Source organism: Marinactinospora thermotolerans DSM 45154, from assembly GCF_900167435.1.
Lineage (GTDB): Bacteria > Actinomycetota > Actinomycetes > Streptosporangiales > Streptosporangiaceae > Marinactinospora > Marinactinospora thermotolerans.
Window position 1 is genome coordinate 22781 of record NZ_FUWS01000021.1, and the last position, 13894, is coordinate 36674.

Here is a 13894-nt window from a genome sequence, read left to right on the forward strand (position 1 = left end):
CGAGGCGGGAGGGGCGACGTGCGAGACCAACGACGCGCGGACGGACACGGCGAACGCGACCCGGGCGACGCGCGCGCCGGCGAGCCGGTCCCGGCCCCCTCCCCCACCGGGGGCGACGGTGGCCACGGCAGCCTGATCACGGTGCTGTTCGCGCTCGGCGCCAACCTCGGCGTCGCCGCGATGAAGCTGGCCGCCGGTCTCATCACCGGCTCCGCGGCGATGCTCTCCGAGGCCGCCCACTCGGTGGGCGACTGCTTCACCGAGGTCATGCTGCTCACCGCGCTACGCCGGTCGGGCCGACCGGCCGACCGCCGCCACCCCTTCGGCTACGGCAAGGAGCGCTACTTCTGGGGTCTGTTCGCCTCCGTGGCGATCTTCGCCTCCGGGGCGATGTTCTCCATCTACGAGGGCGTGCGCACCATCGTCTCGGGGTCGGACGAGCAGACCGCCCCGTGGGTCGCCTACGTCGTGATCCTGCTCGCCTTCGGCATCGAGAGCGTGTCGTGGACGCAGGCCACCCGCCAGGTCCGGCGCGAGGCCGCCGACCAGCAGCGTCCGTTCCTGTCCTATCTGCGCAGTCCCGACGACCCCTCCGCCAAGACGGTGTTCCTGGAGGACTCGGCCGCGCTCGTCGGCCTGGTGTTGGCCGCCGCGGGGGTGGGCGCGCACCAGCTCACCGGGTCGGGGGTATGGGACGGTGTGGCCTCGGTCCTCATCGGCGCGCTCCTGGTCTGGGTCGCCTTCCGGCTCGCCGCCACCAACAAGGAGCTGCTCGTGGGGCAGCAGGCGCACTTGGGGCTGGTGTTGCGCATCCATGACTGGCTGACGGCCAGGAAGGAGGTGACCAGGGTCGTCGACCTGCTGACCATGCTGGTGGGGACCGACCGCGTCCTGCTGTGCGCCCGGATCGACTTCGCCGACCAGTTGTCGGTGGCGGAACTGGAGCACACGTGCGTGCGACTGAACGACGGGCTGCGGGCGGAGTTCCCCGACCTCGACGAGATCTTCCTGGAGCCGGTGCCCAGTGACGACCCGTCCGTGCTCGCCCGGGTGCGGGCCCGCTACGGGAGCCGCCTGACCGCCCTCCGCTCGCAGCTTCCGGAAGCGGACGTCCCCGACCAGCGTCCCTGAGGCACCTTTGCGCCCATGTTGACTACCGCGTGGGCGGTTGTGGCAGTAACCTCTTTTCGCCCCTGTCGCGGTATCGATCCCCGCCTCCCCTTCCGTTTCCACGGTCCAGCGCCCGGCGAGAGCACGGATCGGTACGGCGTCGTCGTGGGCCCCGTACGATCCCGCCCCGGTCGGGGCGGCCGTCCCGTGCGCCGGCCCCCGCCGCGCGGCCACACGGACGGGTGAGCAGGTGAAGGGGTTGGGCATGGCGTGGGCCATCGTCACGGCCGTCGTGGGCGCTTTGGCGGTCGCGGCAGGTGCCGCGCTCCAGGAACGCAGGGCCATCACCGTCCCGACCGGGCAGGTCGGCCAGCTCCGGCTGCTCCGGCACCTGGCCGCCGACCCCTACTGGGTGCTCGGCACCGTGCTGAACGTCTCCGGTGTCGCGGCGCACATGTGGTCGCTGAGCCACGCCCCGCTCACCGTGGTCCAGCCGATCGGGGTCAGCGGCCTGCTGTTCGCGGTGGCCCTGTCCGCCTTCCTGCGACGGCGGCGGCTCACCTGGTCGCAGATCGGCGGCTGTCTCGCGGTGACGGCGGGGCTGATCATGCTGCTGCTGGTCCTCCCCGCCCACGTGCCCGGTCCCGCACCCCACCCGGACACGCCGGTGCTGATGCCGTTGCTGGCGCTGGCCGCCATGCTCGCCTGCGTGGGGGTGGCCCGACTGGGCGGAGGCGTCACCCAGGCCTGGGCACTGGGGGTGGCGGGCGGTATCGCCTATGGGGTCACCTCGGCGCTGGCCCGCGTCATCGGGGTGGACGCCCTCGACGATCCGGCGTCCCTGATGCGGCCTCTCACCGTCGTGGCCGTCGCCATCGGCCTGTTCGGGGCGGTGATCGTGCAGAACTCCTACCGCACCGGGCACTTCGCCCTGGCCTACGCCACGCTCCTGATCAGCGACCCGGTCGCGGCGGTCACCATCGGGGTGGTGTTCCTCGGCGAGGCGCTTCCGGCGACCCCCGTGGGCGGGGCCGCCGCGCTGGTCGCGGCGGCCCTGATCTGCGGCGGCACCATCGCCCTCGCCCGTTCCTCCCCGCCCGTGGCGGCGCAGCGGGCCGTCACGGGCGGGTGTGGCGAGGCCGTCCCCGCCGTCACCCGCCGTCGGGAGCCGGGGCCGGTGGCAGGACCGGCACCCGAAACCCGATGACGGCGCCGCCGCCTTCGCGGTTGCGGGCGAACACCTCACCGCCGTGGGCCACCGCGATGTCGTGGACCATCGACAGGCCCAGTCCCGATCCGGGCATCCCGCGCGCCGAGGTGGCCCGGTAGAAGCGTTCGAAGACATGGCCGAGTTCGGCCGGGTCGATGCCGGGTCCTCGGTCGCGGATCTCCACCCGCCCCTCCCTGACGACGATCTCGATCGGCGCCTCGCCCTCGGGGTCGAACTTCGCGGCGTTCTCCACCGGGTTGGAGATCGCCCGTTCCAGCGCGCCGGCGCGGCCGAAGACGACCGAGCCGTCCGCGTCCACGACGATCTCGCGCCCGGTGCGCCGCCGGGCCCGCGCGGCCACCCGTTCGGCCAGCTCCCGCAGGCTCACCTCCTGCGGGGTCTCGTCCTCGTGGGTCCCCGTGGCGAGCTGGACGAGCTCGTCGACGAGGTCGGTCAGCTCGCGGGTCTCGCCCTGGAGGTCGTCGATGAGGTGGCGCCGGGCCTGCGGGGAGAGCCGTTCGAAGCTGCGCATGACGCTGACGTTGGTGCGCAGGCTGGTCAACGGGGTGCGCAGCTCGTGTGAGGCGTTTTGGACCAGGCGTCGCTGCTCCTCCTTGGAGCTGGCCAACCGGGCCAGCATCGCGTTGAACGCGCCGGCGAGCCGGCCGACCTCGTCCCTGCCGCCGGCGCCGCCCGAGGGCGTGACAAGGTCGAGCCGCCCGGTGGAACTGACGTACTCGGCGGCCTCGGTGAGCCGGACCAGCCGTCCGGTGATGCGGCGCGCCACCAGCCAGCCGGCGCAGCCGGCGCCGACCAGGGCGACCGCGCCGACGAGGAGCATCTGCCCGGCGAGCGTGTCGAGAAGGGTCTCGGTGGGCGACATCCGCTGGGCGATCTGCACGGCGCCGCCCCCACCACCGAACGAGACCGTCGCGATCCGGTAGGTCTCGCCGTTGGCGCTGTCCTCGCGCCGCGTCACCTCGCCGGCTTCGGCGGCGCGGGCGATCCGGCGGTCTCCCATCGTCACCGGCAGCCGCTCGGCCGGGGCGCTCTCGCTCACCGGGAAGGCGACGCTGCCGTTGGGGGCGAGGAGCTGGAAGGTGAAGGTGTCGGAGTGCAGCAGGTTGATCTGGCTGACCCCGTTGTGGCCCAGGGCGCTGCCGCGCAGGTCCTGGGCCAGGTCGGTGACGGTCGCCTCGAACTCCTCCTCGGCCTTGGCGCGCACCAGCGACGCCGCGGCGTTGTAGGCCAGGGAGCCGACGAGGGTGATGACGACCGCGGCGACCAGGGCGAACGTCAACGCGAACCGGGTTCCCAGGCTCATCGAGGCGATACTCCGGGTGCGCTCCTCCGCGCGTCCCGGGCTGTCCTGCGCCGTCATCGCGGCCGGATCGTGTACCCGACGCCGCGCACGGTCTGGATCAACGGCGGCGTCCCGGCCGGTTCCAGCTTGCGGCGCAGGTAACTGATGTAGACGGCGAGGTTCTTGGACTCGGGGCCGAAGTCGTAGCCCCAGATGCGGTCGTAGATCGTGGCGTGGTCGAGCACGATCCCCGCGTTGCGGACCAGCAGCTCCAGCAGGTCGAACTCCGTCTTGGACAGTTCGACCTCGGTCCCGCCGCGCCACACCCGCCGCGCCCCCGGGTCCAGGCGGAGGTCGGCGACCTGCAACGGCGGTTCGGGGAGGTCGCCGGGGGGCGGCGTGGCACGGCGCAGCAGCGCGCGCAGCCGGGCCAGCAGCTCGTCCAGGTCGAACGGTTTGGGCAGGTAGTCGTCGGCCCCGGCGTCCAGTCCGGCGACCCGGTCGGGGGTCTCCACCCGGGCGGTCAGCATGAGGATCGGCACCCGGTTGCCCTCGGCCCGCAGCACCCTGCACACGCCCAGCCCGTCGACCCCGGGCATCATCACGTCGAGCACGAGCAGGTCGACCGGTTCCCGGTGGACCTCGGCGAGCGCCTGGACCCCGTCGGCCACCGTCCGTACGACATAGCCCTCCAGTTCGAGGGCGCGGTGCAGTGAGTCGCGGATGGCGCGGTCGTCATCGGCGATGAGGACGGTGGCTGCGGTGCTGCTCATGGAGGCCATGGTGGCCCATCCCGGTTAGCGCCGGGTAAGAGGACACGTCGAGGGGTGTGAGAAGCCCTGGGACGGCCCGGCCCACGGCCCCGCGTCACCGCGCGGTCGGGGGTCGCGCCTGCCCCGGTAGCCCTCCGGGAGTTCACCGCGTTCGGTTCTTCGGCGGTCCGGCAACGTGTCGCGCCTCCGGCCCGGGGGCCGCGGGATGCCGGTGCTGGCTGGGTGGACGCTTCCCGGCCCTCGCCCCGCAACGGTCTTCAGTCGCCGAAGGCGGTCAGCGAGCCTCGGCCGTCGAACCTCGCGCCCGGTGCCCAGGCGATCTCCCAGCGGTTGCCCTCCGGGTCCGCGATATAGGCGGACCGTCCGCCCCAGGAGCGGTTCACCGGCTCGGCCACCACCGTCGCGCCGGCTCGGACGGCGGCCTCGAACGCCGCGTCCACCTGTTCGGGGGCGCCCACGTTGCAGGCGAGGGTGAACCCCGCCCACCCGCTCGGAGCGGGAGCGCCGCCCGCGGCCTCGGCGGCCAGCTCCTGCACGGGGTACAGGGACAGCAGCACGCCGCCCAGGAGGAAACCCGCCCAGCCGTCACCACTGGACGAGGTCTCCGTCCACCCCAGGGCCCGGTAGAACCGTCGGAGTCCGGGCATGTCCCGGGCTCCGAGCGTCACCACGGTCAACCGCGCGGGAATCTCGGACATACCCGCAGCCTACGTGCCGGGATGCGGCGGCCGGCGGAAGCCGTCGCGTCTTCGGCGACCGTGGGCGGTGGGAACCGGCGTGGTCGCCGAGCCGCTTCAGCGCCGCCCCCTGGTTCCCGCGAGTCCGGCGAGCCCGTCCAGGTGACACCGGAGGGAGAGCTCGAACAGGCCGTCCAGGTCGTCGATGACCTCGTCCGCCTCCATGGCCGCGAGGTAGGGGAAACGGCCGGTCTGGAACCGCTGAAGGATCTCGCCCTCCATCGCCGTCCACCATTCGGCCGTGTGCATGCGCGTCTCCCGCGCCGTTCTGAGCTCGTCCACCACGGTCAGGGCGAGGCCGCGGACGAGGGCGGGCAGGGCGAGGGCCGCCCGCCAGCGCTCGGTCCCCGTCAAACCGAGCTGGGCCAGCGCCCGGAGGGTCCGCTCACTGTGCTCCATCGCCTCCGGTACGGGGGCCGGCCGCAGCACCGACAGGAGTTCGGCCAGCCACGGGTGGCGGCGGTAGAGGCGCCACTGCGACCGGCAGACCTCCTCCAGCTGCGCACGCCACCCCTCGGGGGCGACGTTGGACAACGGCTCCGAGCGGAACACCGCTCGGATCATCAGGAGCTCAAGTTCATCGCGGCCGGCGACGTGGCGGCTCAGCGTCATCGGCGTCACGCCGAGCCGGCCCGCCAGGAGGCGGATGGAGATCGCGTCGGCGCCTTCCCGGTCGGCGAGCGCGATGGCCGTCGCGACGATCCTCCCCCGTGTCAGCGGGCGGGGCCGATCCGGTGCGACGGGCGGCGTATCCGGTTGGGGGGCCTTGACCACGCTGCCCGAGCCGGGGATCGTGACGATCAGCCCCTCCTCGCGCAGCAGGGCGAGCGCGCGGCTCGCGGTCGCCATGGCGACGCCGAACTCGTTCACGATCCGCCGGGTCGAGGGCACCCGGTCACCCGGGCGCAGCCCGCCCTCGGCGATCCTGCGGCGGAGCTCGGCGGCCACGCGCCGGGCCGGTCCGCCGTCCCCGTCCTTCGCTTCCATGTGCCGCACCGTACTAGTGCGGTGGGCGGCGCACCGTAGCGGTGTCCCGGTGTGCGGCGCCGTTCGGGTGGTACGGCGGGGAAGCGTCCCGGCGAGGCGGGCGGGCGGGCCGGCTCCGTCCCTACGGTGCGCGTATGAATTTCGACGACACCGGCTTGGCCCTCACCCATGTCACCGTGATCGACGTCGTTGGCGGCCGATCCCTTCCCGACCAGACCGTGCTCGTGGCCGACGGCGCGATCACGGCGGTCGGCCCGGCCTCCCAGGTGGTGATCCCGCCCGGGGCGACAGTGCACGACCTGCGCGGACGGTACGTGATCCCGGGGCTGACCGACATGCACGTGCACAGCGAACCGGGTCCGGACGACGAGCGGCGCCTGCCCGCGCTCTACATCGCCAACGGCGTGACCATGGTCCGCGAGATGTGGGGGAGGCCGCTGCTGCACGAGTGGCGGCGGCGGACGTCGGCCGGCGAGATGATCGGGCCGCGCTCGATCATCGCCAGCCCGATCGTGGACGGCGCCCCCGCCCTGTGGTCCGACATCCCCATCGACGCGCCGATCATCTCGGTCACCACCGAGCGGGAGGCGCGGCGCGCGGTGGGCGTGGCCAAGGACGGCGGAGCCGACTTCGTGAAGGTCTACTCCCGCTTGGAGCCGGAGCCCTATTTCGCGCTGCTGGCGGAGGCCGCCGCCCAGGACATGACCGTGGTCGGGCATCGCTGCGACCGGGTACCGCTCAGGGACCAGCTCGGCGCCGGACAGAGGTCCTTCGAACACGTCCACGGACTGTGGCCGGCCACCTCCACCGACGTGGAGCGGATGGAGGCCGCGATGGCGCGGATCTCCCCACGGCCCGGCTTCTACTACGCGGACTGGTTCAAGCAGGTCAACGAGGTGGAGTGGGAGTCGGTGAACCGTTACAGCGGGGCGTCGGCGACCTCACTGTTCGAGCGCATGGTCGCCGAGGACGTCGCCTACTGCCCGACGCTCGTCATGCACGCCGCGGTGGATCTGCCCGAGTGGATGCGCCTGGACGACGAACGGTTCGCCTACATGGCCCCGGACGTGCCGGACATGTGGACGTTCGTCCGGGGACAGATCTTCCACGGCGGGGGACGCAGTGCCGACGAGGAGGCGAAGCGGCGCACGCTGTTCGACCACCGGCGGGCGGCGGTCGCCGCCATGGACGAGGCGGGCGTGCGGCTGCTGGCCGGCACGGACGCGGTGACCCCCGGCCTGTTCCCGGGCTTCGCGCTGCACGAGGAGCTCGAACTCCTGGTCAGCGCGGGACTGACGAGGATGCGCGCCCTCCAGACGGCGACGATCGAGCCCGCCCGGTTCCTCGGCCGTGAGCAGACCTGCGGATCGGTCGATCCGGGCAAGCTGGCCGACCTCGTGGTCGTGGACGCGGACCCGCTGGCCGACATCAGGAACACCCGCCGCATCCACGCGGTCGTCGCCGCCGGCCGCTACATCGGACCGGACGAGCGCCGCGCCCTCCTCGACGGCGTGGCCGCCTTGACGGCCACCGCGCCGGGGGTGGAGGGAGCGTGACGGGCGGCAAGGCACTCCCCGCCGTTTCCGGCCCGCGGGACGGGGAGCCCGTGGGCGGGGCCCGGGAACACGCCGTCCAGGTGCTCACGGCAGCGTTCCGCGAGGACGTTCTCCTGCGCTGGCTCGCACCGGAGCACCCGGACCGGATGTTCGCGTCCGTGGTGGCCGAGTCGGCCGCGGCCGGGGGCCTCGACGTGCTGGACGGGGCGGCCGCGGTCTGGCTTGCCTGGTCCACGCAGGACGCCGAGGCCGACGAGCCGCCGGGACCGCGGCCGTCCGCCCGGCTGAGCACCTATCTGGCGGCCACGGCCATGCGCCATCCAAAGGACCGCCCGCACACCACCCTCCAGTTCCTCGGCGTGCACCCCGCCCATCAGGGGCGCGGGCTCGGCACCGCCCTGCTCGTCCGCGGTCTCGCGCGGGCCGACGCCGCCGGCCTGCCCGCGTACCTGGAGGTGGACTCGCCGCGCAACGCCGGGTGGTACGCGCGCCACGGGTTCGCGCCGCTCGGTGACCCGATCGTCCTGCCCGATGGGCCCACCATCCAACCGATGTGGCGGGAGCCGGCATCGGCGTTCCCGGCCGGCTCCGGCCGGGAACGCCCGTGAGGGGCCGCGGTCCCCGATGCGGATCAGCGCATGGGGCCTTGCATGGGCGGGGGTTCGTGGCCGGGGGGAAACGGGTCGACCGGCAGCTGCGAGGGGGGTAGTCCGTTCTGGTCGTCGGAGAGCACGTCGAGGGAGGACAGTAGGCCGATCAGGGCCACCAGCATGAGGATCTTGAGCACGAGGTAGAGCCAGGCGAGGCAGGTGTCGATCCAGGCGGCCCAGTCGATTCGGCGCCGCCCGGGCCGTCGGGATCCGTTGGCGCGCATGGTGCCAGTCTGCGGCCGGGCCGGGCACGCCCGCCAGTGCGCGGCCATCGCGGGGGCGGTCGCGTACGGCGCCAGGGGCCGTTCTCCCGGTGGTCCGCGCCGGTGAAGGGGTGAGGGCCGGCTGGGACCGGCCCCTGGCGCACGCCGGCCCTGCCCGGCGGCCTCCCCTGGGGGCAGGGCCGAAGCCCCGGCTGCGGGGGCGAACGCGAGGGGGCGCGCCGCTGCCGATCGGCCGGCCACGGCCAGGGAACCGAACACCCGGCCGGGGTCGGCCGGCCGAGCGCGTCTGGCGTGGGGGTTCGGTTCGGCGGCGCCCTCCCGGCGCTCACGGTGGTGTTCGGCCAGGGGTTCCCGTGCGCCCCTGCGGTTTCGGCTCCTGCGGGTCTCGAAGGCGCCCACCGCCCCTTCGGGAGGGCCGTCGCGGCCCGCCGGGACGGCTGCCTAGCGCGCGGCCCTCTCCCACTCGTCCCGCAGGATCGAGTGCGAGATCGAGTCCCGCCATGCCTCGCCCGTCCAGACGTGGGCGCGGATGCGGCCCTCCTCGCGCATCCCCACCCGCTCCATCACCCGAGCCGACGCCATGTTCTCCGGAGCCCGAGCGCCCCAGAGCCGGTACAGGCCCAGGTCCCGGAAACCGAACTTCAGGAGGAGGGACACCAGCTCGGTCCCCAACCCTCGCCCCCAGTGGTCCGCCCGGAGCGCGAAGCCCAGTGACGCGCTGTGCGGGTACTCCTCACGGGCCAGCCGCGCCACCCCGACCACGCGGTCGCCTCGGGTGACCGCGAGCAGGTACACCCGCCGGGGGTCGGCCTTCGCGTCCTCCATGGCGCGGTCGATGATCGTCAGGCACCCGTCTTTGCTCCTGGCCGAGAAGGACAGGTGCGTGACGGTTTTCTCGTCTCCGTACACGCCGTGGAGGCCGCCGAGGTCGGCGCGGGAGAACTCGCGGAGGACCAGCCCGTCACCGGTGATTTCGACTGGAGACATGGGCGAAGGCTAACCCGTGGTGAGCGCGACCGGGATTCGCCCGAAGGCGTCGATGGGATGCTCGGAGGCGGTTCACGGCAGCGCTGCCCACGTACTCCGGCGCCCGAAGCGCGATTTGGACCCGCGCCACGCTGCCGAGGATGCCGGTGATCCGCTGATCCTGTGGAAGGTTGAGCACCGGCTCCAGCGCTTCAGCGGTCCCCTCGATCTCTCCGAGTGAGGCCCTGGCGAGCGCAGGATCGGCCCTGGCCCCGCCTCGTCCCCGAACGCCCAGTCGTCCGACCCGCTTCTTCGTGCCGCCTCGTAAGCGGCCACCGCCTCTTGGGCCGACGCCGCGGCCTGGCGAAACATCGATCGGGACGTCGTCGTTCGCGAGATGCTACCCGTTGAGGAGACCGCCGAGGAGGCTCTGGAACAGAAGGCACTCCGCTTCGTCTCCGGGAACGTCCGCGTCACGAACGACCCATCGGATGGAAGGCGTACTCCTTCCTCTTCCGCGAGGAGCTGCTGCCCTCCCTCGGAGGAGAGGGGATCACCACCGGGCACCTGCGCATCGAGGCGGTGAAAGCCCACACCGCACTGGGCGGAAGGCTCGTCCACGGATGCCAGTCGGCTCCGGACCGTCGTGGAGGGGTGGTCGCCCAATACGGCACCCCGATGGACCGGTTCCGCGACGACCTGAACGAGTTCCGTGACAGCTGGCTGGCTCCGCTCCGACCTCACGAGCTGATCCTGTCCAGGGCCGGGGTCTGCGCGGGCCCCGGCCCTCTTACGTAAGGAGGATTCTCATGCAACAGCCCGAGATCGACCGGCTCAGGAAAGAAGTCTTCTCCAACTTCGGATGCGCGCCCAGCAAGGTGGAGGTTCTCCACAGTTGGGAACTCTCGCATGTCGAGCGGGTCACCTTGAGCACGGGGGGCACGCTCGTATTCAAAGCGGCGGTCGAGCCCTTCGTCCATGAACACGACGCGCTGACAAGTGCCTGGCAGGCCGGAGTCAACGTTCCCCGCGTGTACTCATCCACCCGAGGCCCCACATCGCTGGGGATGCTGATGGAGGATCTGGGACGGCCGGTGAGGGAGGCGGACGACGCCGACGGCATCGCCGCCGCGCTCCAACTGCACTCGTCGGCGGTTCCCGACTTTCTACCACTGGCCGACACTGCCTGGCTCGCTTCACTGCCGAGCCGTGCCTTGCGCAGCCTGCGCCTTCTTCAGCGAGCCCGGTGGACGGACGCCCACGACATCGCTGACACGCTTCAGGAGATCGAGAAGGCTTCCATGCGACGTGCCGAGGGGGCTATGCGGCGTCCTTACGGTTGGGTCCACTCGGAGTTCCATCCGGAGAGCCTTCTCGTTACCCGGAACCGAACGTTCGTGTTCGACTTCGCACGCGCTTTTCGAGGTCCCGGACTGATCGACCTCGCCTCATGGCACGGCACGGTCGACCCGCCTGACGTCCTCAAGACCAGGGGTTTTCTGGAGACGTACGTCCACGAGGGTGGACCGGCCGAGACGTTGAACGATCGGGGCGGGCTGTCCGCGGAAGAGTGGGCGCTGGGATGGCACAGGATGTGGGTTCTGACCTGGTTCATCGACCAGTCTCTCACCTGGATCGGCGATCCCGACGATGACGAGCTCTATGTGGAGGTCGTACGCCGGCACACCAACGACGCAGCCAGGCTGCTGCGGGTCTGACCGAAAGGACGAGCGATGGAAAGCCACCTCCCGTTCCTGCTGCTCGATGTCGACGGGGTCCGCACCCCCTTTCCCGGCCCTGGCGGGTCCATGCCGGCGAGGACGGGATCGACCTCGACGGTGACCACGTTGCCGGAGCCCAGGCGGGCCGACAGCAGCGCGGCGTTCCAGCCGGTGCCGGTGCCGACCTCCAGTACGCGCGTGCCGGGGCGGATGTCGGCGTGGCCGAGCATGGAGGTCACCACGCTCGGCATGGACGACGAGGAGGTCGGCACCGTCCCGGGTGTGGGGCCGGTGTGGGTTCCGTCGTCCCACTGGGTGGTGATCGCGGTGTCGGTGGCGGCCCAGCGCTCCCACTCGCCGGGGTCGGTGCGCCGGTCCACGCTCAGGTGCCGGCCGGTGTCGGGGTCCAGGGGCCACATCAGGTCGGGGAGGAAGCAAGCGCGCGGTGTCGCGTCGAAGGGCTCGGCCCACTCGCGGGCCAGCACCCCACTGGCGAGGAGGAAGCGGCCCAGCTCGGTGTGAGCGGGCCGCTGTGGTGTCACTTACCGCGCCTTCCCGGCGGGGGTCCGTTGTCGGGGGACGGCGGTGGGGGCGGGGGCAGGGGCTGGATCGGCTGCGGCTTACCGCGGTGGTCTCCCAATGCGCGCTCCTTGAGCGGGGGGATGTCGCGGTCGAGCCTAGGGAGCCGGCCGTGTCCCGTCAGCGGCTCCGGCCACAGGAGGACACCTGGAATACCGGCAGCCCCGCGCGGGAGGTACCGGCCGGCGGCCGGGACCCCCGCGCCGGCTCGGGGCGGAGTCGAAACGCACGAGCGTGCGCCCCCGCTGGTCGCGGGAAACACCGATTTCCTGTCGCCCTGGGTGGCGGAGGGGCCTGACGTTCTGCCGCCCGGAATGCGTACGGCGACGGCTCTCTGGCCGGGTAAGCCCATGGCCCCGCGCGCTGCGCGAGGCCACCGGCTTCTCAGATCCTCAAGCTCTACAGCTCCTCGCTCTTCACAGAGGCGAGGAACACCTGCCACGCCTCCCGGGGGACCTCGATGTGACCGAGGTGGCGGTGCTTCGTGTCCCGGAGAGCACCCCCACCCCCGGGGAGATCCGCGACCTCGACACAGTTGTCGCGGTTCGCGCTGTAGCTGGCCTTGCGGAATACCAGGTTTTTCACTGTCGGTCTCTCCGCGACTAGGTAAGGTCCTCTATCACCTGTTTGAGGAACGTCACCGACTTCGCCGGCACGAGCGCCGACCCCAGGATGTGGCCGAAGATCTCGTTGTACCGGTCCAGCTCGGGCGGTTCCTCGACTAGAAGCGTATCCGTCGGCGTCTCGGTGAAAACGACTGATGGGTCGAAAGCCTCCGGGAAATCCAGGATGGTGAACGCCCCCGCGATCGCAGCGTGTTCCCCGGCGTCGAACGGCAGCACCCTGATGGTGATGTTGTGGCGCGTGGCCATGTTGACGAGGCGCTGCAACTGCTCACGCATGACCTCCCGGCCGCCGATGAGCCTACGGAGCGCGCCTTCGTCGATCACGGCCTCGAACCGCGGCGGATGGACGCGGTTCAGGATCTCTTGGCGCTTCATGCGAGCGTCGACGGCCTTGTGAACGGCCGCCTCCTCGTGGGCTCGGCCACCTCGGAAGATCGCCTCGATGTAGTCGGGGGTCTGGAGCAGGCCCGGGATCACCTGGGCTTCGAAGGCGCGGATCACCTCCGCCTCCGACTCCAGATCCGGTAGCGACCCGTGAAAGACGTCGCGGTACTTGGCCCACCAGCCGCGCTCTTTGGCGTCCCGGGCGAGCTGGGCGAACGCCTCCCGTCGCGCCTGGTCGGTGACGCCGTACAGGTCGAGCAGACGCTCCAGGACCGGCGCGGTGACGTGCTGCTGGCCCAGTTCGATTCGGGTGAGTGTGGGCTGCCGCGTCCCGGTCTCCCGTGCCGCCTGTGTGACGGTGAAGCCGGCCTCCTCGCGCAGGTGGCGCAGCTCTTTTGCCAGGCGTCGTCTTCTCACGGTGGGACTGTACGGCCGTCGCATGGCGGAGAGTCTAGAACACCAGACATTTATGCATAATACGTCAACCCCTCTTGTGAAATCGCATTATGCGATCAATGATGGTCCCATCCAGTCGGATGCCAGTCACTGCGGCCCCAGACCGCATGGGAGCTGATGTTTCATGCCCACTGATCCGGACCACCCTCCCGCTTCTTCCCAGCCCCGTCCGGGGGTGCCTGGTTCGTCGCCCTCGGCGAACTACACGGCGTTTTGCCGCGAGTCCGAACGGGCGCGCGAACTGGGCTGACACCTCACCCGCACCGAGAGGTGGTACGGGTGGGAGTACACCCTCACCTCCTGGGACGGCGGCCACAGCGAGACGTTCAGCTGGCTGGCCGAAGTCCAGGTCCGCCTCCACCAGATCGCCGAGGCCCACCGGTGAGCCCCGTGGACCAGCGTCTTCTCACCTCCGGTGAGGTGGCCGCCATGTTCCGGGTGAACCCCAAGACCGTCACCCGCTGGGTGAAGACCGGCCGGCTGACCTCGATCCGCACCCCGGGCGGAAAACACCGCTTCCGCGAGCGCGACGTCATCGCGCTCCTCGACCAGACCGCCGGCGACGCACGGCCCCGCCCGGTCCACCACGACCCCCGTGATGGACATCCCCTG

15 protein-coding genes are annotated in these 13894 nt (G+C 71.7%); 6 read left to right on the forward strand and 9 right to left on the reverse strand.

All coding sequences use genetic code 11. The features are described 5' to 3' along the window. Positions 1 to 18: 18 nt before the first annotated feature. Both B5D66_RS24070 and B5D66_RS24075 read left to right on the forward strand, forming a co-directional pair. Positions 19 to 1131, forward strand: a complete 1113-nt coding sequence (locus B5D66_RS24070) for a cation diffusion facilitator family transporter (RefSeq protein WP_235001202.1) — start codon at positions 19 to 21, stop codon at positions 1129 to 1131. Positions 1132 to 1375: 244 nt separating this feature from the next. Further along, complete coding sequence (locus tag B5D66_RS24075) at positions 1376 to 2317, forward strand: DMT family transporter (RefSeq protein ID WP_235001203.1); 942 nt, start codon at positions 1376 to 1378, stop codon at positions 2315 to 2317. On the opposite strand, the gene B5D66_RS24080 is transcribed toward B5D66_RS24075, so the two are convergent. The 4 genes from B5D66_RS24080 to B5D66_RS24095 all read right to left on the reverse strand — a co-directional run bounded on the left by B5D66_RS24080 (position 2262) and on the right by B5D66_RS24095 (position 6120). Beyond that, complete coding sequence (locus tag B5D66_RS24080) at positions 2262 to 3701, reverse strand: sensor histidine kinase (protein ID WP_078764111.1); 1440 nt, start codon at positions 3699 to 3701, stop codon at positions 2262 to 2264. The genes B5D66_RS24075 and B5D66_RS24080 overlap by 56 nt on opposite strands. Then, positions 3698 to 4396, reverse strand: coding sequence for a response regulator transcription factor (locus B5D66_RS24085; protein ID WP_078764125.1), 699 nt, complete (start codon positions 4394 to 4396; stop codon positions 3698 to 3700). The genes B5D66_RS24080 and B5D66_RS24085 overlap by 4 nt, the downstream gene beginning before the upstream one ends. 257 nt (positions 4397 to 4653) lie before the next feature. Next, positions 4654 to 5094, reverse strand: coding sequence for a VOC family protein (locus tag B5D66_RS24090; RefSeq protein WP_078764112.1), 441 nt, complete (start codon positions 5092 to 5094; stop codon positions 4654 to 4656). Between the two features lie 96 nt (positions 5095 to 5190). Further along, complete coding sequence (locus tag B5D66_RS24095; protein ID WP_078764113.1) at positions 5191 to 6120, reverse strand: TetR/AcrR family transcriptional regulator C-terminal domain-containing protein; 930 nt, start codon at positions 6118 to 6120, stop codon at positions 5191 to 5193. 134 nt (positions 6121 to 6254) lie between these two features. On the opposite strand from B5D66_RS24095, the gene B5D66_RS24100 reads away from it, so the two are divergent. Continuing rightward, on the forward strand, positions 6255 to 7676 hold the full coding sequence (locus B5D66_RS24100) for an amidohydrolase family protein (protein ID WP_078764114.1): 1422 nt from the start codon (positions 6255 to 6257) through the stop codon (positions 7674 to 7676). Beyond that, positions 7673 to 8284, forward strand: a complete 612-nt coding sequence (locus B5D66_RS24105) for a GNAT family N-acetyltransferase (protein WP_078764115.1) — start codon at positions 7673 to 7675, stop codon at positions 8282 to 8284. Before B5D66_RS24100 ends, B5D66_RS24105 begins: the two co-directional genes overlap by 4 nt. A 23-nt stretch (positions 8285 to 8307) precedes the next feature. Here the strand turns inward: B5D66_RS24105 and B5D66_RS24110 are convergent, their stop codons facing one another. Both B5D66_RS24110 and B5D66_RS24115 read right to left on the reverse strand, forming a co-directional pair. Then, positions 8308 to 8550 (reverse strand): hypothetical protein, encoded by a 243-nt coding sequence (locus B5D66_RS24110; protein WP_078764116.1) that lies wholly within the window; start codon positions 8548 to 8550, stop codon positions 8308 to 8310. Between the two features lie 441 nt (positions 8551 to 8991). After that, complete coding sequence (locus B5D66_RS24115; protein WP_078764117.1) at positions 8992 to 9537, reverse strand: GNAT family N-acetyltransferase; 546 nt, start codon at positions 9535 to 9537, stop codon at positions 8992 to 8994. A gap of 788 nt (positions 9538 to 10325) precedes the next feature. Between B5D66_RS24115 and B5D66_RS24125 the strand changes: the two genes are divergently transcribed. Then, on the forward strand, positions 10326 to 11234 hold the full coding sequence (locus B5D66_RS24125; RefSeq protein WP_200813773.1) for a phosphotransferase family protein: 909 nt from the start codon (positions 10326 to 10328) through the stop codon (positions 11232 to 11234). Here the strand turns inward: B5D66_RS24125 and B5D66_RS24130 are convergent. The 3 genes from B5D66_RS24130 to B5D66_RS24140 all read right to left on the reverse strand — a co-directional run bounded on the left by B5D66_RS24130 (position 11177) and on the right by B5D66_RS24140 (position 13243). Beyond that, positions 11177 to 11779, reverse strand: coding sequence for a methyltransferase domain-containing protein (locus B5D66_RS24130; protein WP_235001204.1), 603 nt, complete (start codon positions 11777 to 11779; stop codon positions 11177 to 11179). The genes B5D66_RS24125 and B5D66_RS24130 overlap by 58 nt on opposite strands. A 436-nt stretch (positions 11780 to 12215) precedes the next feature. Then, positions 12216 to 12401 carry a DUF397 domain-containing protein gene (locus B5D66_RS24135; protein ID WP_078764119.1) on the reverse strand — a complete coding sequence of 62 codons (186 nt, stop codon included), beginning with the start codon at positions 12399 to 12401 and terminating at the stop codon, positions 12216 to 12218. 17 nt (positions 12402 to 12418) lie between these two features. Then, positions 12419 to 13243 (reverse strand): helix-turn-helix domain-containing protein, encoded by an 825-nt coding sequence (locus B5D66_RS24140; RefSeq protein WP_327309366.1) that lies wholly within the window; start codon positions 13241 to 13243, stop codon positions 12419 to 12421. 420 nt (positions 13244 to 13663) lie between these two features. On the opposite strand from B5D66_RS24140, the gene B5D66_RS24145 reads away from it, so the two are divergent. Next, on the forward strand, positions 13664 to 13894 hold a 231-nt coding region (locus B5D66_RS24145), incomplete at its 3' end, for a BldC family transcriptional regulator (RefSeq protein WP_268805682.1).